Below are 19,866 nucleotides of genomic sequence, written 5' to 3'. Positions count from 1 at the left end.
ACAGGCGCCAGCGGCGAGCGGTTGCGGGTCAGGTGGGCCAAAGCCGGGGGTCAGGATGAGCCATCGAACATCCTGGCGAGTTCGGGCATGGTCGCGACAAAGCCGAGCGGCTCGGCCTCGCGACGGATAGCACGCAAGCATTCGACGCTCGAACGATCCCCGTTGCGCAGCCAATGCGCCGCCGCGCCAATCAAGCGCACATGGTGGCGGATCCAGGCACAGGAGGCCGACTCGGAGAGAGTCGCCATCTGTTGCCCGTGGTTGACCGCCTGCTCGATATCACCCGCCAGCAGGCAGACTTCGGCGGCGCTTACCCGGAACTGCAAGACATTGTGAGCCAGGCACGCCTGGTCAAGCAGCGCCTCGCCCCGCGCCAGCGCCTGACGTTTCAGGGCCTCGTCGTCGAGTATCAAGGCCAGGCTGGCGTAGACCCACGGGCCGATATAGCGTTGCAGGCCAAAGCGTTCGACCCGCTCCACCGCCGCCATGATCAGACCCCGCGCCCGGTCTCGCTCGCCCTGACGCAGCGCCACCCGCGCCATGCCTTCCAGCAGGATCGCCTCAAAACGACTGGCGCCGAGATGACGCGCCTGTTCAAGGGCCTCGGACAACGCCTGCCCCGCTTCAGCATCGCGACCGGCGGCCGACAGCACCCAAGTAGCGGTCAGGCGGGAAAACACCTCCGCTCGGTGGTTGCCGATTCTGCGACTGCTCTCGATGGCCTCAACGGCATCGCGCAATGCCTGTTCCGGATGACCTAAGTAAAACTGTACCGAGCCCCGCGCACTGCGATTGCCCGCCTCCACTTGCACCAGCTCATGGCGCTCGCACAAGCGTACACACTGATCGAATACTTCATAGGCGGTCTGCAGGCTGCCCTGGGCATAGTAGGAGTCGCCAATGCCACTGAGTGCCTTGGCCTGGGTTTCGAGGTGCAGACCGATGCGGGCAAAGGACAGCGACTCTTCGTGCAGGCGACGGCACTCGACATAGTCGCCACGCGGGAAATAGATGTTGCCGCGCAAGTGATACAACCGGGCCAGTGCCGTATGCGCCTGCAAGACCTGAGCGAGGGGCAGTGTCTGCTCGATCAGCCGCTCTTCTTCGTCCAGGCAATCGAGGGTGTTCAGCACCGCGGCCAATCCTAACGCCGCCTCGATCCGTTCTTCGTCTCGCACGGCCAGCGTCAGTGCCTGCTGGAAACTGTCACGCGCCTCGACGGTCCGTCCCAGGCCAGAACACGCCTGGGCGCGGAGCAAGGCCAGCTCGAAACTGGCCCCTGCCCGCTCGCCCCGACTGGCCGCCTGCGCTCCCAGGGCAAGGACACTGTCGTACTGGCAGGCCTGTAGCTTCTCGAACATGGCGGCCAGCAACGCATCGAAGGCCTCCGGCGCATTGGCCCGCCACAAATGCTGAGCGTGCAATACCCGGTCGCGCTGGCGATAGAGCGTCGCCACCGCACGGTGCAACGCTTCACGCAGCGCCTGCGGCATCGCGTCGTAGAGGCAGTGCATGACCAGGTCGTGGACAAACATATAGCTACCCGGCTCGACCTCCCGCAACAGGCTTTGGCGCCATTGCGCTTCAGGAACGTAGTCGGGTTTACCCAGCGCCTCGCGCCAGAGCGCCAGGTCGAAGCGATTGCCGAGTACGGCGGCGTAATGCAGGGCCCGCCGCTGTTCAGGGGTAAACCGCTCCACCCGTGTCTGCACCAAATGCCGCAGGCTGTCCGGGAGCACGCCTTCCTGACTCGACAACAGTTGCGTGAGGTACAACGGATTACCCTGGGCTCGCGCCACGCAGTCGGCACGATAGCCGGGATCGATCTCGGAAAACTGCTCCGCCAGCACGCTCGCCTCTCGTGCGCGGATCGGTGCGATATCGAGCAGGCTCATGGGGTTGGCGCAGTGCGAGCGTAGCTGGCTTTCCAGCGGGTCGCCCTCGGGACGGGAGGTCAACAGCCAGACGATCGGGGCCTCGTCGGTATCGTTAAGTAGCTTGCCGAGCAGGGCGAAGAGCGTTGTATCACCCCAGTGCAGGTCTTCAATGGCAATCAGCAAAGGTTGCCGTACCGCGATCCGCAGCAGCAGCTGCAGCAACGCATTGAACAGACCTTGTCTCCGCGCCTCATTGCTCATCGCCGCATACAGTGCCAATTGCGCCTTGAACGACTCGCCAGCCGGATGCACGCCGGTCAGCATCTGCAGGAACATCAACGACTCCGCAGACAACTTCAAACCCATTGCTGCCGCTTCCAGTACCGGCCCGCTCATGGGCGCGGAGCCCCCTGGCGCCAGTAGGCTGCAGGCCAGTTGGCCGAGGGGCCAGAGGCCATGGTCCATGCCAAAATCCAACACATCGCCACGATGGCAGGCGAAACCGCCCTGGCGCGCCATCTCGAAAAACTCGCTGACCAGCCGCGTCTTGCCGATGCCAGCCATGCCACGCAGGTAGACCACATGGCCGTCCTGGCATTCTTGGGTAGCCTCGATCACTCCTTTGAACTGTAGTATTTCTATTGCCCGGCCCACCAGGGGCCGCAGCGCATGCTCATCAAAACGGCGCAGACGCTGGCATTTGCGATAGGTGGGAAGCACCGCCTCAGCCGCTGCAAACTCGAACCGCAGGGACAGTTGCTCCACCAGGTTGTGCGCGACATACACCGGGGCATTGCCATGCTGCACGGGAAACGCCTGATGAATCAGAGCGAGCGCCTCGGCAGGTATCACCTCGACATCGCGACTCTCGCGAACCAATCGCACGGCAATTCCATATCCCGCCGGCACGAACTGCTCACGGCTCAAGGCCAGGGCGCAGAGCAAAGCCCGCTCGCTGTCACTGCGATACGCCTGTGGCGAACCGAAGTGGGCGATGACCAGCCCCGACGCGCCAGCGACCGGCACCCCACCGAACTGGCGGATTAACCGCTCGATTTCCTCGGCAAACAACAGCGGCGATGCCGATGCGCGACTATCGCTTAACGGCTCCGTGGCGAAGCACAACTCCAGCACATAGCGGATGACCGCATATTCCACCGCCTGCGCGCCAAGCACGCTGTCGTGCAATGCGCTAAGGGTCTGCTCGATCTCGCCCAGCGCGGCGGCGCCTGATCGCCCGAGCAAGGCGCTGACATCGAGGTCGAAGGCGCTGGCCAGGTGACGGGCCGTGCGATACAGCACCGGCTTGCCCGTTTCGGCGCGCTTGATGGAGGCGATGGACACACACAGGTGGCGATTCAGGCAGGCCTCGGCGAGGGTTTCCTGGCTCAGACCATGCTGTTTGCGCAATCCTTTCAACAACGTACCGTCGAGCAGAACGCGGCCGTCGGAAATCACCGACTCAGGCTTGCTCGTGGCGGAAAACGAAGGGTTCATGGAGTCCATGTCGATAGCCCCGGCCGCCCTGTCAGCCAGGACCGGCACGCCAATAAACGCACAAACGGATGTCGAAATCAGCGACTGCCAAGTCGTAATGACCTGGCAGCCGGTCGAGTGTACCCCAGCACCCTGGCAGCCTTCACTGGATGAATCGACTGTCTGGTCATTGGTTGATACTAAAATGATACCAAACTGACACCACTCTGGACTGTCTCACCCGTCCCACTCTTCCGATACTGGCCTCGTCAGTTGGAACCAATTGATACAACCTGGACGGAAGGGAAAGACGATGAGCAACGACATCGGTGGTTCGCAGTTGCTGGGACGCGGTTTGAACAAACTGGATTGGGCCAGCGAAAGCAAGGAATGCCAGAAAGTCGGGGATACCGAAAGCGCAAAGCGCACGGTGACCTACGACAACAAGCCCTACAGCATTGGCCAGCACGTCACGCTGGACCCGATGAGCAAGGAAGACTATTTCACGGAAAGCTTTTCGTCTCACGAGGAGTATGAAAAGCACACTCAGTCGAGTGTCCAGGCCAAGGGCAGCTACGGCGCCTTCTCCGCCGGTTTCAAGGCCACGTTCGGCAGCGACATCAGCCAACTCGAAGAACGCGAAGCCGCCATCTACAGCCACACCGTGCGCTTATGGAAACTGACCCTGGCGGTCAACCCGGACAACGCCACCGAGGTGTTCAAGAACCGCGTCAAGGAACTGCCCCATACCTTCGATCCGGCTGACGCCAAGACCTTTTTTAATTTCTTCGTCGACTTCGGCGCCGATATCGTCAACGAAGTACTCGTTGGTGGCTCGCTGAACTATGCCATGACCGCGTCCAAAAGCTACCTCAGTAACAAGACCAGCCTCAAGGCGATGGTCGAGGCGGAATACGGTGCGTTTGTCAGCGCCACGGCCTCGACCGAGATCAAGGAAGAAGTCAAACGGCACCTGGCCAATCGCAACAGCCGGCTAACCACCTCCGGCGGCACTCACTCCATCAGCTTCAGTTCGCTGACGCCCCGCGACTACAGCGCCGATTTCGCCGCGTGGCGCAAATCCCTGCCTGACAGCCCGCGCGTCGTCGAACTGAAGCTGGCGCCCGTGTTTCTCTTCGTCAGGGAAGGCTCGACTCGCAATGCCCTGGAAGAAGCCTACCAGTGGTACACCAGCTACAAGGCGGAGATCGACGCGAACTGGGCCGAATCGGTGATCGTTCTCGGCCGCGCCACCCGCCAGTCCTCGCTCAATGCCGCGACCAACGGCCCGGCCTTGCGTGCCGTGTTCATCGACAACAAAAGTAAGAACACCAGCGAAAGCTTCCACTATCCACCCGCCGCCGACGCCCCGACCGACGCCTTCGACCAGTTCTGGGATGCCCTGGCGCTATTGCTGAAACAGAAGAGTGGGCACAAGCTGTTGCTGGCCACGGAGCGCTGGCCACGGGATGCGCGCTACTATCCGGGTCGCGCCATGCGCGAAGCGTTACTGGACAACGGTGCCAGCGACAAGACCCTCAAGCGCTGGGAAAGCCTGGCCAAACATATGCAGCCCAATCAGGGGGCTGGCCTGACGTATGCGCTGGCGGGCAACGACCTGGAAGTACCGGGTGTCGATGGCCTGATCGCCGGCTTCGGCAAGCCGGGGTATGACCTCAATCCACGGGTAAAGATCAGCGCGCGCCTGTCCCATGACTCCCTCGGCAAGGTGAAACTGGTCCAGACCGGCAAAACCATCGAAGACACACAAACCATCCTCTATCGGGTACGTAACAATACGGGCGATCATCCGGCGCTGGCCGTTGACCCGCAAAACAAGACCCGAGTGGTCATGCAGGCTCCGGACACGAGCAATCCCGGACAACTCTGGTACATGCCGGAGCTGGAAAAACCCTATCCGGAAATCAATAACCCGATCCTGCTGATCAACTACGAGACCGGCAGTTGCCTGCAGGGCATGCTCGATCACGGCGATTGCCGGCTTCACCCCATCAAGCCGGGTCGGCAGGAGGATGACGTGATCTGGGACCGGCGCGGCGGCGACGTCTTTCACCTGCTGATGGTGTACTACCATATGCGCAGCCTGTGCCTGACCCAAGTGGAGAAACGTGCGGCGGTCCGCCCATGGCGTGAGCCCCATGGCATGGATTGGTTGCGCGAGCAACAACAGCCACATCGCTAAAGGCGGTCACGGTCGGTCTGGCATGCTTGCCGGACCGACCGTTTGCACAACCGGCCTCCTTTGCAGGCCCCGACATGAGCGGTCTTTCCATGTTGCAATTTTTCAACAGCATTCCCTTTATCGAAGATGGCGCTGAGTCGCCGCTCGACACCCGCACGTTCCCGTTCCTGTACAACGACCAGGGCCTGGCGATCCCCAGCCGCGAGGCTCGAGGTCGACGAATCGCGCCAGCGCCCGACCGGCCCGAACTGCAAAGGGGGGAAAAATACACTGACATCCGTTGGAAAACCCGCGAGGTGCCGACGGCATCCGGTTCCTATGAAATCAAGGAGTTCGATTTCCACGCCAAAGAGGTGTACTACGAGCCGCTGTGGGCGACCGAGGAAACCGCTCAAGCCTTCGGCATGACCCTGCTCAAGAGCGGCGAATGCATTCGCTTCGAATACGACAGGCTGATCCTGGCACAGTACACCTACGGCAAGTGGGCCGGTCACCAATCGCCCTACCTCGGGCCGGCACGCCAGCGCGAGCTACTGACCTACAACCCGACCGACCTGGAGTACCACGACTTCGCCCACGTGTTCTTTGCTCGCTACAGCCGGCTGCCGCTGGTGATCAGCGTGGCACGCTGGCGGCCCTACGTAAGCGAGATTTCCCTGGCGGACCTGTGGGTCAAGCCCGGCGAGGCTCTGGTGCTCGCGCCCAAGACCTTTCCCAAGGCACCGCACGAGCGAGCGCCGGACAGCGAGAAGCGACTGAAGATCGTCGATATGCACGGCAACCGCAACTCGGCGCTGGCCTGCCGGTTCAACGAGGGCGAGGATTGCCTGGCAACCGAAACCATTCTGGCCAACCCCGAATTGATGACCTCCGAGCTCGGCAAGCCGCACTACCACGAGGAGAAAACGCCAACCCGACATGAGCCGCCGCCGGGGTATGGCACTGAGCTATAGAGATCTCATTCGTGCAACCACCGAAACTGCTAGTGGCCTGCACGATCAGTTGGTTAGCTCAAGAGCCCGTGGCCAAGGCGCTCAACGCGGGCCACTACGACCCAAATGCCGAGCTATCGGCAACCCTCTCCATTGATAATGGCCATTGCGGCGTCCAGCCCCCGCGGAACTTCAACCACCGGGAGGGTGACAGGCCGAAGGTTTTAGTGAAATGACGGGTCATATGACTCTGGTCGAAGAACCCAGCATTGGTGGCCGCTTCTGTTAACGACTCCCCATTGGCCAGACTGTTTTTAACCAGATCCAACCGGCGCATCGTCAAATATCGATGGGGGCTGGTTCCGAATAGCGCCCTGAAGTCTCGCGACAGTGCCCACCGATCGCGGCCGACACTGTCAGCCAACGCTTCAATGGTGATGGAGCGATCGATAGCGTCGTGGATAAACTCCCTCGCACGTTCCGCCGCGATGTAATCATACGAGTGTGTCGAGGCAGGAAAGCCATGCGCATCACTCAAAGCCATTGCCAAGTCAAAGAGCGCATCGTCCTCTTGCAGCGGATCCTGCGGATAATCAACCGCATGCAAGAGCGTTTTGGTGGCGCTAAACAAGCGAGGATCCGTGGAAATACCGTCCGGCACGAAGGGAAGTGGTTTACCGCCCAATACCCGTTGGATCAATGCAGGCTCTATTTGAAGAGCCTGATAAATCACTCCAGCTTCATTAGCGGCGGCGCCGGAGTGGTCTTCGTCGGGATGCAGTACAAAGGTGCTGCCCGGAAGGCTGTGACGAATAGCGCCTCGATACGCAATGTTGTGAACCCCCGATAGCGTCCGGCCTATCGAGTAAGTGTCATGACGGTGAGGGCTGGTACCATTCGTAGACAAGAATCCTTCAATGCGTTCGATTTTGCCGGTACACGTGATTCGGCACACTGTGTCTTTATGATGGGCGAACGAATACATTGTTCCTCCTTGGGCCATCTCGATAGAAACAACATCCTTTTAAACTATTGAAAAACGCCGATAGCGGAATCTAGCACTCCACCAACGGGGGAAACAACCCGTTACTGAAAGCCTGTGCATCGCCTCAAAAAGCACCGAATACGCCCTAGTAAAATTGATAGTTTATTTTAAATTCATAATTATCAGACAGGTGAAATTTCGCACAAACGTACAATACGCTTTGCGTGAATGTCAGGTAGCTTGAGTAAAGGCTCGACCTGAAGTGAAGACTTGATCGTTGGATCGATACCAAGCAACAAAAATGATGGCCGGTTATCAGCTTTGTCAGGCAATAACGTGCATGCCGCACATGCCAAGCACTCAAGGAGACGAAAAATGGTATTTCCGGCGGATAAAGTATGAGCGCGAACTCACATCAGGCCAGAGTAGCGATACTCGGATCGGGGAGCATCGGTGTCGACCTGACGTTTAAAGTCTTGGCCTCCAGGAATCTACAACTAGCATTTATAGTAGGGCGCAATCAATATAGCGAAGGACTTAGGGTTGCGAAGAATGCTGGCGTAGAGACCTCAAGTGACGGCATTGATTTCCTCAAAGAGAACACTCGGCATTTCGATATGGTTTTTGACGCCACATCCGCCAAAGCACATGTATCGAATAACGATTTCTTCAAAGAAAATGGCATCTTTGCTATTGATTTAACCCCGGCCAAGCTGGGCACGCTATGTGTTCCATCGATTAATTTGCAAGGCATCGAAAACACCCAAAATGTAAACCTGATAACCTGTGGCGGACAAGCCAGTATCCCTCTGGCATACGCATTGGCCCAAGCCGTAGAAGCAATCGAATATCTAGAAGTGGTTTCCACCATTTCATCGCGCAGTGCTGGTATCGCTACCCGTGAAAATATAAATGAATATCTGGTAACCACTGAATATGCGCTGGCGAAATTCAGTGGAGCTCAGCACACCAAAGCCATCCTGAATATCAATCCCGCCGACCCAGGAATTTGCATGCAGACCACCTTGTATGCACGTGCCACTTACAAAGACTTCAGAGTGGTTGAGCAAAAGTTGGAGGACATGGTCAAAAAAATCCAGTCTTATGTCCCAGGTTATCAACTGGTTCTGCAACCGATTGAAAATAACGGATATATCACGCTCAGCCTGACAGTACATGGCAGTGGCGATTACTTGCCAAGTTATGCAGGCAATCTTGACATCATCAATTGTGCGGCCATTGCTGTCGCAGAGCATAAATATGCATCCATTAGATAAAAAGCCCGGCGCATTGGTCATTATCAGTGATTCCACTTTAAGAGATGGGAACCATGCGATACGCCATCAACTGACGGTGAATCAAGTCTCTGGTTATGCCGCTGCCGCCGAAAAAGCCTGCATCGACATTGTGGAAGTGGGCCACGGAAACGGGCTGGGCGGCTCATCCAGCCTGTTGGGGCACTCGGCGGCGTCGGACCGGGAAATGCTTGAAGCTGCACGGGCCCAACTGGTGCGCAGCTTATTGGGGGTGCACTTTATTCCCGGCCTGGGTAAGTCCGCGGATATCGCCATGGCACTCGAGATTGGCGTGGATGTAGTGCGTGTTGCCAGCCATTGCACGGAGGCCAACATCACCGCACGGTTCATAGAACAAACCAGGACGGCGGGTAAAACAGCCTACGGTGTGTTGATGATGGCACATATGGCGAGCCCTGAGAAACTACTCGAGCAGGCACAATTGATGGAGCGATACGGTGCCGATGCCGTGATCATGATGGACAGCGCCGGCTACTCCAGCCCGAATATGGTCCGTGAAAGGGTTCGCCTGCTGACCGAGCACTTGAACATTCAAGTGGGTTTTCATGGGCATAACAATCTGAGTGTCGCGGTAGCTAACACCTTGGTGGCCGTGGAAGAGGGGGCATCGATTGTGGACGGATGCATCCAAGGGTTCGGCGCAGGGGCGGGCAATACACAACTGGAACCCCTGGTGGCCATTCTGCAGCGTAGCGGCGTCGCGGTTGCCACTTCGTTTGAACGCATAGCCGAACTGGTGGAGGACGCTGGGAAGTGCTTGCAACCAGCGACACCGCACATACAGATTTCAAACATTGCCAGTGGCTTATATGGGCTGTTCTCCGGTTATGTGCCACACGTTCAACGTGCTGCCAGGAAATTTGGAGTCAATGAATTCGAACTCTACAAGCGATTGGCTGACAGGAAGCTGGTGGCAGGTCAGGAAGATGTCATCGTCGAGGAAGCCAGTCGCCTGGCGACCGAGGACAGTTTCAACAAGATGACCAAAGCCAGCGAGGCGCTGGGGTGATCCTGAAATTCCGCTCCTGAGTGAGCATCGCTAATGTGCGCGAAAAAAAAGCACGCGTTGAGTAAGAAACCTGCGAGGTTGTTATGTCTGGATTGAATGAGCACGGCTTCGGCAGTTGGAGCGACGTACCGAGGGAAGTTCTGAATGAGCACATCGAACGCCAGATCGTTTCCGGCGATCAGTTGATGATGGCTAAGCTCTTTTTAAAGAAAGATGCATTTGTCGGTTTACACAGCCATCCCAACGAACAGTTCACCTATATTCTTTCCGGTAAAGTTTTATTTCGTTACGGGGTGAATATGGAGAACGAAGTAATTGTTGCTGCCGGAGAAGTATTGCATATACCGGCCAATATTCCTCATAGCGCCCTTTGTCTGGAAGATGCCATCGATCTGGACGTGTTCACACCGCTGCGTGAGGACTGGTTGACGGCGAGCGGTAACGATTACTTCTCGGGTCGAACGCAAACGGAGCCTTGACTTGTTGATGAGGGGATGGTCCCGACGACGGTCTATCCCTTTACGGATGTATCCGCTTAATGATCCGCTACGCGGGAATTTTCCACCAGAGATCTAAGTTTCAATAGGCAACTATCGATAGACAGCTTATAAAAAAACATGTCTCCGTCGCCAGCTACATTTCATAGACCAATCCTTATCGGCAAGAACAGGAGTGTAATCGACGAGCGGTAGCTACGCCTACATTGACGAGTGAAAATGCTCTTCTAGTCTTCGTGGGCGAGAAAACGTTTAAGTGTGTACTTGTACGTCTTGCTTCGATTGTAAAACCACATAACCACATAATGAGGTGAAATCATGGGCAACAATAATTCCGATGATAAAAGTCAAACTTCTTACACCCTGACGCACGCGCATGTAGAGCTACTGAAAAAACGCCTGGACGAGCTTAAGGGGAAAGAATTGAAGGCAGACGATGATATTTTTAGTGGCGTTGGCGGAGGGGATGATGTTACTTCCTGGAGAGTAGCCGGTTACTACAATAAAAACTGACTCAATATCGCCACCGCATGTTAGCCTCCCCTTATGCTTGCCACAGCGAGGGGGGGGGGCCCGTGTAAGGAATACATACCTATGAACGAAAAAACATGGAGCGGCATTCAAACCTTTATTGACAGGGACCTTTCACTTGATAAAAATGATAGTGTAACCATCGCATTTTCTAGCCATTGTACCGAAAGCGCTGCATGGCTTTCCGTTGCCCTCGACGAGCGTAAAATAACTAACACACAAGTCCCTTTCAAGGAAATCATAGATCATGATTTTCCGGTGCGATTAAAACAAAGCCAAGCGAAACCTCCGTCCTTCGGCGGTAAATATGTTGTTATTACGCTGGAAGAAAGCACACTTTCGCACACAACGACTATAAGGCGCTCACTTGATGATTTCGCCACTTCAAATAATGTATGTATACAAATCATGGGAGGAAATCACTTCTTTTTTGAATCCGTACCATACTCACCGGCCAGCCTCTTGCACAAGAAAAACCTGACTCTACTTTCACACTTAGTAAAAGAAAAAAATATATCAATACAAACAGAGTCAGGAACGAGATTGGAGGTCACTCTGGATAACACAAAATTTGACTGGATTTGCAATAGTGGATTAATCGATGATGAGAAAATCGTAATCCTTCCAGCGGGAGAGATTGCAACTTACCCAGCAAACGTCAACGGGGTTTTGATCGCAAACTATGCTCTACACGTTAACAGCCCGATTGAGTTTCCAACCAATTTAAATACAACTCCGGTTAAAATAATCATTGAAAATTCGGTAGCTAAGAGCTGGTATTGCGAAAACCTCGACACTCAATTGTTTCTGAACGAGTATTTCGAGGAAAACTTAGCTAGAAATGTTGGAGAACTGGGCATAGGGACGAACCCTGGCGCTCTTTACCCAACCGGAACAAACAGTCATTTGGATGAGCGGCGCTGCGGCGTCCATATTGGATTTGGACAGCATAATCAGGAAGCAAACGTATCATATAATTGCGGGCATCACCTGGATCTTATCTGCGCAGACGGAACAATAAATTGCGAAAACGGTTTAGCAATCAACCTGCAAAACTTTGAACTTCTTTCCGTTGTTGACGAACATCATTTTAGAAGCCAGGACGTATTTCCCGTATCAGAATCCGGCACCCGGAGCTGCTGCGGAACCAACTCTAAGAGTCACGTAAGCTGTAAAACGCTTTGATAGTCATGTGATGATTTCTCTGATGTGCCTGACGCAACATGGCACACTCTCGAAACATCGCCGCAAGCAGTATAAATATTCGGTTCAGAAAGAAGTTTTTGGCTACATCGAGGAGATTACGCAGAGGCTGCTCGGGGACCAGGAAGAGGAAATGCAGTAGGACAATGACTCTCTCAGTGGGGGCTAAATTTTTGACGGCCTTTCAGGGCTTTGATCACGACCTCACGATGGCGTCGGACTTGAGCCATCTTGCAGCGCATTTTTCTATGACGCTTGCTGTTGAGTACAAACAGGCCCAGCAGCGGAAACAACACCGCGAGAAACCAGGTGAGTTGATCAGCCATATAGTGGGCTGCTGACAGTGGACTCAACAGGCAGATCACCAGCACACCGACGATACCCCAAACCCATTGAGGCCTCCCGCGCAAGACCATGAAATGGCTGTGTACGATGATCAATGCAAACAGGCTTTCTATTAGTAATATGTATACACCAGTGTCCTCTTGATAAAAGTTATCCGTTATCAAGGAGATGGAAAATAAAACAGATGCAATAGCCGCCAAAAAAACGCCAATAAACACAGGAAAATAAAAAACCAGAAATCGACGAAAATCCATCAAAACAATCATGATTCGAACTCCTCGTACAACCCAATCGCAACGGACTTCACATTTCCTGAAAGTGCACTACCCGTCAAACTGACAGATGCGCCAACTGCATCGACTATCTGAGTAATCGTTGCACGTTGAATTTGCGTCGGTGTAAACCGCTTGGAGAACTCACCAGACAACTGCTTGAGCTTGATCATTTTTGATGTCAATCCTGGATGCTGGAGGCTTAACAGCTCTCTCGTCAGCTTCGCACGCTCTTGGCGAGAAAGCCCCCTGAGCACTTCCTGCGTGCTTTTACCGGTAGCAGCCTTAGTCACGCCCATCAATCTGACGGTGGCCAACGACGCCGTACCGACACCAGCAAGCGACACGGCATCCAAAGCGATCATGGTATATCGATACCAATCGTTGCTATCCAGCCAATCATTCCTTTGGGGATCGTTGATTTCATTGCGTATGCGGCGCCCTCCAACCAAGCACTGCACGCTACTAGCCGCTGCGGCGGCATAGCCAACTGCAGCCACTAGCGAGCTGGCACCCGCAGTGAAAGGTATCGCTACAGTTCCGCTAGAAACCACTATCCAACCAATCACCGCTCCCGTACAAGCCAACGCCGTATTCACGGCCTCCATTACCAAGCGCGATTCCCGAGGTTGTGCCTGCAACTCCCGCATAAACTCAATCGGAGCAACGTATCGTGGAGCCTCACGCAAAACGATCTTCTTCGGCGCAATACTGCAAATCGGCTGAAAATCACGCAGCGTCACCACGGAAAAATCACTTTCGATATACACCACACCAGCACCGACTATCGTTGGGTCGGCATCAATGACCTGAAACAGGCGCCGCACATTCATCTGACTCTCTACCCGCTGGCGGGTATTGCGGTGAGCACTGGGCACGCCGCTCTTCAATAACTCGGAAATCATTGCAACCACTCCCTGACATCCTCAGAAAAGTAGGAGCATAGGCAGCCAACCCAAGATAAAATGTAGGACACATCGGCAATATAAGTGAGATAGATCCCGCTCAAGTCTCAACATCTTGTCGCTACCACCTCGTTGATAACAAAGTTCATTCCGGCGCCACTTTCGGCGGATATCAACGATAGGTAAGTTATATGACAAGCGATATGTTTTTAAAACTGGGGGATATCAAGGGTGAGTCCCGAGACCAGCAGCACAAGGATGAAATCGATATAAACACCCTACGCTGGACCATGAGTCAGTCCGGCACCATGCACACCGGCAGTGGCGGCGGTGCCGGTAAAGTCAGCATAGGCAACCTAAGCATCGGCAAGTTCATGGATAGATCCTCGCCCAACCTGATGGCCGCCTGCTCGTCGGGCAAGCACTACCCCGAAGCTACTCTCTCGGTACGCAAGGCGAGCGGCAGCAACCCGCTGGAGTATGTAGTCCTCAAGCTCAAGGAAGTGATGGTGTCGAGTTACTCTACCGAAGGCGAACCAGCAGATGATATTTTGCACGAGGTCATCTCTCTCAACTTCGCCAGAGTCGAGGTTAGCTACCAACCCCAAAACGCCGACGGCGGCAAGGACGGCGGAATCATCAAGTACGGTTGGAATATTCGTGAGAATGTGAAAATCTGAAGCTCTTTTTCCAGAAACAGGCCGTTTTCGTGCAATGACGGCTGTGCGTTGGAGAGCCTCGGCCCCTGTATCTCCGGTTACCAACCTGCGCACAGCTGCCACCCATTCGCTTGGTAACGAACGTGGCAGCTATCATCCAGATACGGGAGCCAATCATGCATACGTTCAATACCTCCCCTACCTCAGCGTTCAATACGTCTCATAAAAATGCCACTTGTGAGTACGCGAGCGGGATGCGCTATGACTGATCACACTGAGGTCAAAACCCTTGAGATCGTTACCTTTGGTGGTTGCGGCGCAGATGATCTACCGCTGTTTCGGGTCAATGCTGGCGTGCCATTGGTACAGGCGCTTGAGCAGGCACCCAACCTGCTGTACTGCGCAAAACATCTTGCACCGGATGCGGCGATGGAGCCGGAAGCCAAGAGACAGGCATGGGCTTCGCATTACCTGTGTGAGATGAGCAAAGCTATTGTTGACGATATTTCTCAGCGCTTTCTGACTCCCGACCCATAACGCCTCTCATTGCGGCCCCCGTTGCAGGACACAGAAATATCGACTCCATAAACAACAAACCCGCAGAGATCATCTGCAGGTTTATCTGCTTTCAAGCGACGAAAGAATCGTCCTAGAACGGAATATCATCATCAAAGCTGTCGAAATCCGGAGCCGGCTGCGGTGCGGTCTGCTGGGGAGCCGGACGCGATTGCTGTGGGGCCGACTGCTGCGGGCGCGGCGCCTGTTGGCGAGGGGCTTGCTGGCGTGGCGCGGACTGATCGTAGCTGCCACCACCTTGTTGGTCGCCCTGTTGCGGACGGCCGCCCAGCAGCTGCATGGTGCCCTGCATGTCGACGATAATCTCGGTGGTGTAGCGTTTGATGCCGTCTTTTTCCCACTCGCGGGTTTGCAGCTTGCCTTCGATGTAGACCTGCGAACCCTTGCGCAGGTACTCACCGGCAATCTCGGCGACCTTACCGAACATCGATACGCGGTGCCATTCGGTTTTTTCGACTTTCTGACCGGTCTGCTTGTCGGTCCATTGTTCGCTGGTCGCCAGACTCAGGTTGGTCACGGCGTTACCGTTGGGCAGGTAGCGAACTTCGGGATCCTGGCCGCAAGTGCCGACCAATATGACTTTGTTAACCCCACGGGCCATAACATTCTCCTAGGCTTCGCACGTTTGCGCCACTGGCTCATTGACCAGGCGCTCAAGGGTCGTGCGATCCAACAATTCGGTGTCTAATTTGATGTAAATGGCGGCCTCTTCGACCACCACCACTGCATCTGTTACCCCTACGACGGCCAACAAGCGCTCGACCAGACCGGCTTCGCGGATCGCCTCGGGCGATAACGGCAAACGCAGGCTCGTCACATAGGGAGGTTCGCGCATGGTAACAGCAAAGGCCAGCCAGAGGGCAGCCAGAGCGGCACACCCAAGGAATACTGCCGACAAGCCGCCATGCTGGAACATCCAGCCACCCAGAATACCGCCGAGTGCCGAGCCAAGGAACTGGCTGGTGGAGTACACCCCCATCGCCGTGCCCTTGCCGCCAGCCGGTGAAACCTTGCTGATCAGCGACGGCAGCGAAGCTTCCAGCAGGTTGAAGGCGATGAAGAACACCACCGTACCGATTACCAGGGCCCGTAAACTGTCGCCGAACTCCCAGAAGAATAGCTCAGTGACCATCAAAGTCGTCACGGCGCCGAGTAAAACTCGTTTCATTTTGCGTTTCTTCTCGCCGTAGATGATGAAGGGGATCATGGCGAAGAAAGAAATCAGTAAGGCGGTCAGGTACACCCACCAGTGTTGCTCTTTGGGCAGGCCGGCCTTTTCAACCAACGCCAGCGGCAAAGCGACGAAGCTCGACATCAGCATCGCGTGCAATACGAAGATCCCCAGGTCCAGGCGCAGCAGGTCCGGGTGCTTGAGCGTCGGGATCAACGCCTGGCGCGCCACCCCGGACTCGCGATGCTGCAACGGTCCGGTGGACTTGGGCACCATGAAGGCGACGATCAGGATACCCACCAGCGCCATCCCGCCGGTCGCCAGGAACAGCCCCGACAGGCCGAAGACACGGGTCAGCAAGGGGCCGACGACCATCGCCACGGCAAACGACAGACCGATGGTCATGCCAATCATGGCCATGGCCTTGGTCCGGTGCTGTTCGCGGGTGAGGTCCGAGAGCAAGGCCATGACCGCTGCGGAAATCGCTCCGGCACCTTGCAGGACCCGACCGGCGATCACCCCCCAGATCGAGTCGGCGTTGGCCGCCAACACGCTGCCGAGGGCAAACACGATCAGTCCCAGATAGATCACCGGGCGTCGGCCGATACGGTCGGAAATGATCCCGAACGGAATCTGGAACAATGCCTGGGTCAACCCATAGGCGCCGATGGCCAAGCCGATCAGTGCCGGTGTCGCTCCGGCCAGATCCATCCCGTAAGTAGCCAGGACCGGCAAGACCATGAACATACCGAGCATGCGAAACGCGAACACCAGGGCCAGACCACTTGCCGCGCGGGTCTCGCCGCCACTCATGCGTTCGCTGTGGGGATCGTGCATGGAAAAACCTCGTGTGAACCGGCAGCGATTCTATCAGTCCCATCGTTTGAGGGGGTATAGGACGACGCTTTGTCGTGAACTCGTTCGGCATCTTGTCATGCAAGTCTGTAATACTGTGCGGCGACAGTGTGCATCCATCCAGTATTTAGCCTTATACTCCTGCGTTTACCGCCTGCCGCGCGAGGCAACCTTGGACAAGATCCTGATTCGTGGGGCTCGAACCCACAACTTGAAAAATATCGACCTGACCCTGCCCCGGGACAAACTGATCGTGATTACCGGTCTATCCGGGTCCGGCAAGTCTTCCCTGGCATTCGATACCTTGTATGCCGAAGGCCAGCGCCGCTACGTAGAATCGCTGTCGGCCTACGCCCGACAATTTCTGTCGATGATGGAAAAGCCCGACGTCGATACCATCGAAGGCCTCTCGCCGGCCATTTCCATCGAGCAGAAATCGACCTCGCACAACCCACGTTCGACGGTCGGTACCATCACCGAGATCTACGACTACCTGCGTCTGCTGTATGCCCGCGTGGGTATGCCGCGCTGTCCGGACCACGATATCCCGCTGGAGGCGCAGACCGTCAGCCAGATGGTCGATCTGGTCCTGGCTCAGCCCGAAGGCGCCAAGCTGATGCTGTTGGCACCCGTGGTCCGCGAACGCAAGGGCGAACACCTGTCGGTGTTCGAGGAATTGCGAGCCCAGGGCTTTGTCCGGGCGCGGGTCAATGGCCGGCTCTGCGAGCTGGATGAAGTGCCCAAGCTCGACAAACAGAAGAAGCACTCCATCGATGTGGTGGTGGACCGCTTCAAAGTTCGCGGCGATCTGCAACAACGCCTGGCCGAATCCTTCGAAACCGCGCTGAAACTGGCGGACGGCATCGCGCTGGTGGCACCGATGGACGACGAGCCGGGCGAGGAAATGATTTTCTCCGCGCGCTTCGCCTGCCCGATCTGCGGCCACGCCATCAGCGAGCTGGAACCCAAGCTGTTCTCCTTCAACAACCCGGCCGGGGCCTGCCCGACGTGTGATGGCCTGGGGGTAAAGCAGTTCTTCGACATCAAACGCCTGGTCAATGGCGAACTGACCCTGGCCGAAGGCGCGATACGCGGCTGGGACCGGCGCAATGTCTATTACTTCCAGATGCTCGGGTCGCTGGCGTCCCACTACGGCTTCGGCCTGGAGGTGCCATTCAACACGTTGCCGGCGGACCAGCAAAAGCTGCTGCTGCAAGGCAGCGGCAGCCAGAACGTCGACTTCAAGTACCTTAACGACCGAGGCGACATCGTCAAGCGTTCGCACCCGTTCGAAGGCATCGTGCCAAACCTGGAGCGGCGCTACCGTGAAACCGAATCGGCCACCGTGCGCGAGGAGCTGGCCAAGCTCCTCAGCACCCAGCCGTGCCCGGATTGCCGCGGCACTCGCCTGCGTCGCGAGGCCCGGCATGTGTGGGTCGGGGAGAAGACCCTGCCCGCCGTGACCAACTTGCCGATCGGCGATGCCACCGACTACTTCGGCACGCTTAAACTGACCGGACGGCGCGGGGAAATTGCCGAGAAGATCCTTAAGGAAATTCGCGAGCGCCTGCAATTCCTGGTCAACGTCGGCCTCGATTACTTGACCCTCGACCGCAGCGCCGACACCCTGTCCGGCGGCGAAGCCCAGCGCATTCGTCTGGCCAGCCAGATCGGCGCCGGCCTGGTCGGGGTGATGTACATCCTCGACGAGCCGTCCATCGGCCTCCATCAGCGCGACAACGACCGCCTGCTGGGCACCCTGAAGCACCTGCGTGATATCGGCAACACGGTGATCGTCGTCGAACACGATGAGGACGCCATTCGTCTGGCTGATTACGTGGTGGATATCGGCCCGGGCGCCGGTGTCCATGGCGGACATATCGTCGCCCAGGGCACGGCAGCCGAAGTCATGGCACATCCTGATTCCCTGACAGGCAAGTACCTGTCGGGCCGGATGAAGATCGCGATCCCAGCCAAACGCACGCCACGCAACAAAAAGCTGTCGCTGACCGTCAAGGGCGCCCGCGGCAATAACCTGCGCAATGTCGACCTGGAGATTCCGATCGGCCTGCTGACCTGCGTGACTGGTGTGTCCGGCTCGGGCAAGTCGACGCTGATCAACAACACCCTGTTTCCCCTCAGTGCCACCGCCCTCAATGGTGCGACGACACTGGAAGCCGCGGCTCACGACAGCATCAACGGCCTGCAGCACCTGGACAAGGTGGTGGATATCGATCAAAGCCCCATCGGGCGCACCCCGCGTTCGAACCCCGCGACCTATACCGGCCTGTTCACACCTATTCGCGAGTTGTTCGCCGGGGTACCGGAATCCCGCTCCCGAGGCTATGGGCCGGGGCGCTTTTCGTTCAATGTCAAGGGCGGGCGCTGTGAAGCCTGCCAGGGCGATGGTCTGATCAAGGTAGAGATGCACTTCCTGCCGGACATCTACGTCCCATGCGATGTCTGCAAGAGCAAGCGCTACAACCGCGAAACCCTGGAAATCAAGTACAAGGGTAAGAGCATCCACGAGGTGCTGGAGATGACCATCGAGGAGGCACGGGAGTTCTTCGACGCGGTGCCGGCCCTGTCGCGCAAGCTGCAGACGCTGAAGGACGTCGGCCTGTCGTACATCAAGCTGGGCCAGTCGGCGACGACCTTATCCGGCGGCGAGGCACAGCGGGTCAAGCTGTCACGCGAGCTGTCCAAGCGCGACACCGGCAAGACGCTGTATATCCTCGACGAGCCGACCACCGGCCTGCACTTCGCGGATATCCAGCAACTCCTAGATGTACTTCACCGCCTGCGCGACCATGGCAATACCGTGGTGGTAATCGAGCACAACCTGGATGTGATCAAGACCGCCGATTGGCTGGTGGACCTGGGTCCCGAAGGCGGCTCAAAAGGTGGCCAGATCATCGCGGTGGGGACTCCGGAGCAGGTAGCGCAAATGCCGCAGTCATACACCGGCCACTATCTCAAACCGTTGTTGCTTCGCGACCGGGCGTAAACCGCGACTAACAAAAAGCCCCACGAACCTGATAGGTCAGTGGGGCT

16 protein-coding genes are annotated in these 19,866 nt (G+C 56.6%); 10 read left to right on the top strand and 6 right to left on the bottom strand.

Annotated features, from left to right (window positions below; genetic code table 11):
- Positions 1-50: 50 nt before the first annotated feature.
- Positions 51-3,383 (bottom strand): ATP-binding protein, encoded by a 3,333-nt coding sequence (locus tag AWM79_RS01210; protein WP_060781957.1) that lies wholly within the window; start codon positions 3,381-3,383, stop codon positions 51-53.
- A gap of 283 nt (positions 3,384-3,666) precedes the next feature.
- Between AWM79_RS01210 and AWM79_RS01205 the strand changes: the two genes are divergently transcribed.
- Together AWM79_RS01205 and AWM79_RS01200 are read left to right on the top strand one after the other, a co-directional pair.
- Complete coding sequence (locus tag AWM79_RS01205) at positions 3,667-5,556, top strand: MAC/perforin domain-containing protein (RefSeq protein WP_060781956.1); 1,890 nt, start codon at positions 3,667-3,669, stop codon at positions 5,554-5,556.
- A gap of 89 nt (positions 5,557-5,645) precedes the next feature.
- On the top strand, positions 5,646-6,509 hold the full coding sequence (locus tag AWM79_RS01200; RefSeq protein ID WP_060781955.1) for a hypothetical protein: 864 nt from the start codon (positions 5,646-5,648) through the stop codon (positions 6,507-6,509).
- 94 nt (positions 6,510-6,603) lie between these two features.
- On the opposite strand, the gene AWM79_RS01195 is transcribed toward AWM79_RS01200, so the two are convergent.
- Entirely contained in the window at positions 6,604-7,473 is an 870-nt protein-coding gene (locus AWM79_RS01195; protein WP_017129904.1) for a helix-turn-helix transcriptional regulator, read from the bottom strand.
- Between the two features lie 398 nt (positions 7,474-7,871).
- Between AWM79_RS01195 and AWM79_RS01190 the strand changes: the two genes are divergently transcribed.
- The 5 genes from AWM79_RS01190 (at position 7,872) to AWM79_RS24780 (ending at position 12,011) form a co-directional block, all read left to right on the top strand.
- Positions 7,872-8,750, top strand: a complete 879-nt coding sequence (locus AWM79_RS01190; protein WP_017129903.1) for an acetaldehyde dehydrogenase (acetylating) — start codon at positions 7,872-7,874, stop codon at positions 8,748-8,750.
- Positions 8,734-9,798: a 4-hydroxy-2-oxovalerate aldolase gene (gene dmpG / locus AWM79_RS01185; protein ID WP_086009287.1), complete on the top strand. Its 1,065-nt coding sequence runs from the start codon at positions 8,734-8,736 to the stop codon at positions 9,796-9,798. Before AWM79_RS01190 ends, dmpG begins: the two co-directional genes overlap by 17 nt.
- Positions 9,799-9,881: 83 nt before the next feature.
- Complete coding sequence (locus AWM79_RS01180; RefSeq protein WP_017129901.1) at positions 9,882-10,277, top strand: cupin domain-containing protein; 396 nt, start codon at positions 9,882-9,884, stop codon at positions 10,275-10,277.
- A gap of 336 nt (positions 10,278-10,613) precedes the next feature.
- Complete coding sequence (locus AWM79_RS01175; RefSeq protein ID WP_017129900.1) at positions 10,614-10,808, top strand: hypothetical protein; 195 nt, start codon at positions 10,614-10,616, stop codon at positions 10,806-10,808.
- 81 nt (positions 10,809-10,889) lie between these two features.
- Positions 10,890-12,011 carry a M29 family metallopeptidase gene (locus AWM79_RS24780; protein WP_143063252.1) on the top strand — a complete coding sequence of 374 codons (1,122 nt, stop codon included), beginning with the start codon at positions 10,890-10,892 and terminating at the stop codon, positions 12,009-12,011.
- Positions 12,012-12,184: 173 nt separating this feature from the next.
- Here the strand turns inward: AWM79_RS24780 and AWM79_RS01170 are convergent, their stop codons facing one another.
- Both AWM79_RS01170 and AWM79_RS01165 read right to left on the bottom strand, forming a co-directional pair.
- Complete coding sequence (locus tag AWM79_RS01170; protein WP_017129897.1) at positions 12,185-12,640, bottom strand: hypothetical protein; 456 nt, start codon at positions 12,638-12,640, stop codon at positions 12,185-12,187.
- Positions 12,637-13,551, bottom strand: coding sequence for an Ssp4 family T6SS effector (locus tag AWM79_RS01165; RefSeq protein ID WP_060781954.1), 915 nt, complete (start codon positions 13,549-13,551; stop codon positions 12,637-12,639). Before AWM79_RS01165 ends, AWM79_RS01170 begins: the two co-directional genes overlap by 4 nt.
- A 191-nt stretch (positions 13,552-13,742) precedes the next feature.
- Between AWM79_RS01165 and AWM79_RS01160 the strand changes: the two genes are divergently transcribed.
- Positions 13,743-14,231 carry an Hcp family type VI secretion system effector gene (locus AWM79_RS01160; protein ID WP_060781953.1) on the top strand — a complete coding sequence of 163 codons (489 nt, stop codon included), beginning with the start codon at positions 13,743-13,745 and terminating at the stop codon, positions 14,229-14,231.
- Between the two features lie 240 nt (positions 14,232-14,471).
- On the top strand, positions 14,472-14,747 hold the full coding sequence (locus AWM79_RS01155) for a DUF3077 domain-containing protein (protein ID WP_060781952.1): 276 nt from the start codon (positions 14,472-14,474) through the stop codon (positions 14,745-14,747).
- A gap of 112 nt (positions 14,748-14,859) precedes the next feature.
- On the opposite strand, the gene AWM79_RS01150 is transcribed toward AWM79_RS01155, so the two are convergent.
- Positions 14,860-15,387, bottom strand: coding sequence for a single-stranded DNA-binding protein (locus tag AWM79_RS01150; protein WP_017129892.1), 528 nt, complete (start codon positions 15,385-15,387; stop codon positions 14,860-14,862).
- Positions 15,388-15,396: 9 nt separating this feature from the next.
- Positions 15,397-16,794, bottom strand: coding sequence for an MFS transporter (locus AWM79_RS01145; protein ID WP_017129891.1), 1,398 nt, complete (start codon positions 16,792-16,794; stop codon positions 15,397-15,399).
- Between the two features lie 190 nt (positions 16,795-16,984).
- On the opposite strand from AWM79_RS01145, the gene uvrA reads away from it, so the two are divergent.
- Positions 16,985-19,819 (top strand): excinuclease ABC subunit UvrA, encoded by a 2,835-nt coding sequence (gene uvrA / locus AWM79_RS01140; RefSeq protein WP_060781951.1) that lies wholly within the window; start codon positions 16,985-16,987, stop codon positions 19,817-19,819.
- The last annotated feature ends 47 nt before the right edge of the window (positions 19,820-19,866 follow it).

The sequence above is a fragment of the Pseudomonas agarici genome (assembly GCF_001543125.1).
GTDB classification, from domain to species: Bacteria; Pseudomonadota; Gammaproteobacteria; order Pseudomonadales; family Pseudomonadaceae; genus Aquipseudomonas; species Aquipseudomonas agarici.
Note: the sequence above shows the minus strand (reverse complement) of the source record. Positions and strands in the feature narration are given on the sequence as shown.

Coding starts and splice junctions, on each gene's coding strand:
- AWM79_RS01210 (WP_060781957.1), bottom strand. CDS start 3,383: ATGGACTCCATGAACCCTTCGTTTTCCGCCACGAGCAAGCCTGAGTCG.
- AWM79_RS01205 (WP_060781956.1), top strand. CDS start 3,667: ATGAGCAACGACATCGGTGGTTCGCAGTTGCTGGGACGCGGTTTGAAC.
- AWM79_RS01200 (WP_060781955.1), top strand. CDS start 5,646: ATGTTGCAATTTTTCAACAGCATTCCCTTTATCGAAGATGGCGCTGAG.
- AWM79_RS01195 (WP_017129904.1), bottom strand. CDS start 7,473: ATGTATTCGTTCGCCCATCATAAAGACACAGTGTGCCGAATCACGTGT.
- AWM79_RS01190 (WP_017129903.1), top strand. CDS start 7,872: ATGAGCGCGAACTCACATCAGGCCAGAGTAGCGATACTCGGATCGGGG.
- dmpG (WP_086009287.1), top strand. CDS start 8,734: ATGCATCCATTAGATAAAAAGCCCGGCGCATTGGTCATTATCAGTGAT.
- AWM79_RS01180 (WP_017129901.1), top strand. CDS start 9,882: ATGTCTGGATTGAATGAGCACGGCTTCGGCAGTTGGAGCGACGTACCG.
- AWM79_RS01175 (WP_017129900.1), top strand. CDS start 10,614: ATGGGCAACAATAATTCCGATGATAAAAGTCAAACTTCTTACACCCTG.
- AWM79_RS24780 (WP_143063252.1), top strand. CDS start 10,890: ATGAACGAAAAAACATGGAGCGGCATTCAAACCTTTATTGACAGGGAC.
- AWM79_RS01170 (WP_017129897.1), bottom strand. CDS start 12,640: ATGATTGTTTTGATGGATTTTCGTCGATTTCTGGTTTTTTATTTTCCT.
- AWM79_RS01165 (WP_060781954.1), bottom strand. CDS start 13,551: ATGATTTCCGAGTTATTGAAGAGCGGCGTGCCCAGTGCTCACCGCAAT.
- AWM79_RS01160 (WP_060781953.1), top strand. CDS start 13,743: ATGACAAGCGATATGTTTTTAAAACTGGGGGATATCAAGGGTGAGTCC.
- AWM79_RS01155 (WP_060781952.1), top strand. CDS start 14,472: ATGACTGATCACACTGAGGTCAAAACCCTTGAGATCGTTACCTTTGGT.
- AWM79_RS01150 (WP_017129892.1), bottom strand. CDS start 15,387: ATGGCCCGTGGGGTTAACAAAGTCATATTGGTCGGCACTTGCGGCCAG.
- AWM79_RS01145 (WP_017129891.1), bottom strand. CDS start 16,794: ATGCACGATCCCCACAGCGAACGCATGAGTGGCGGCGAGACCCGCGCG.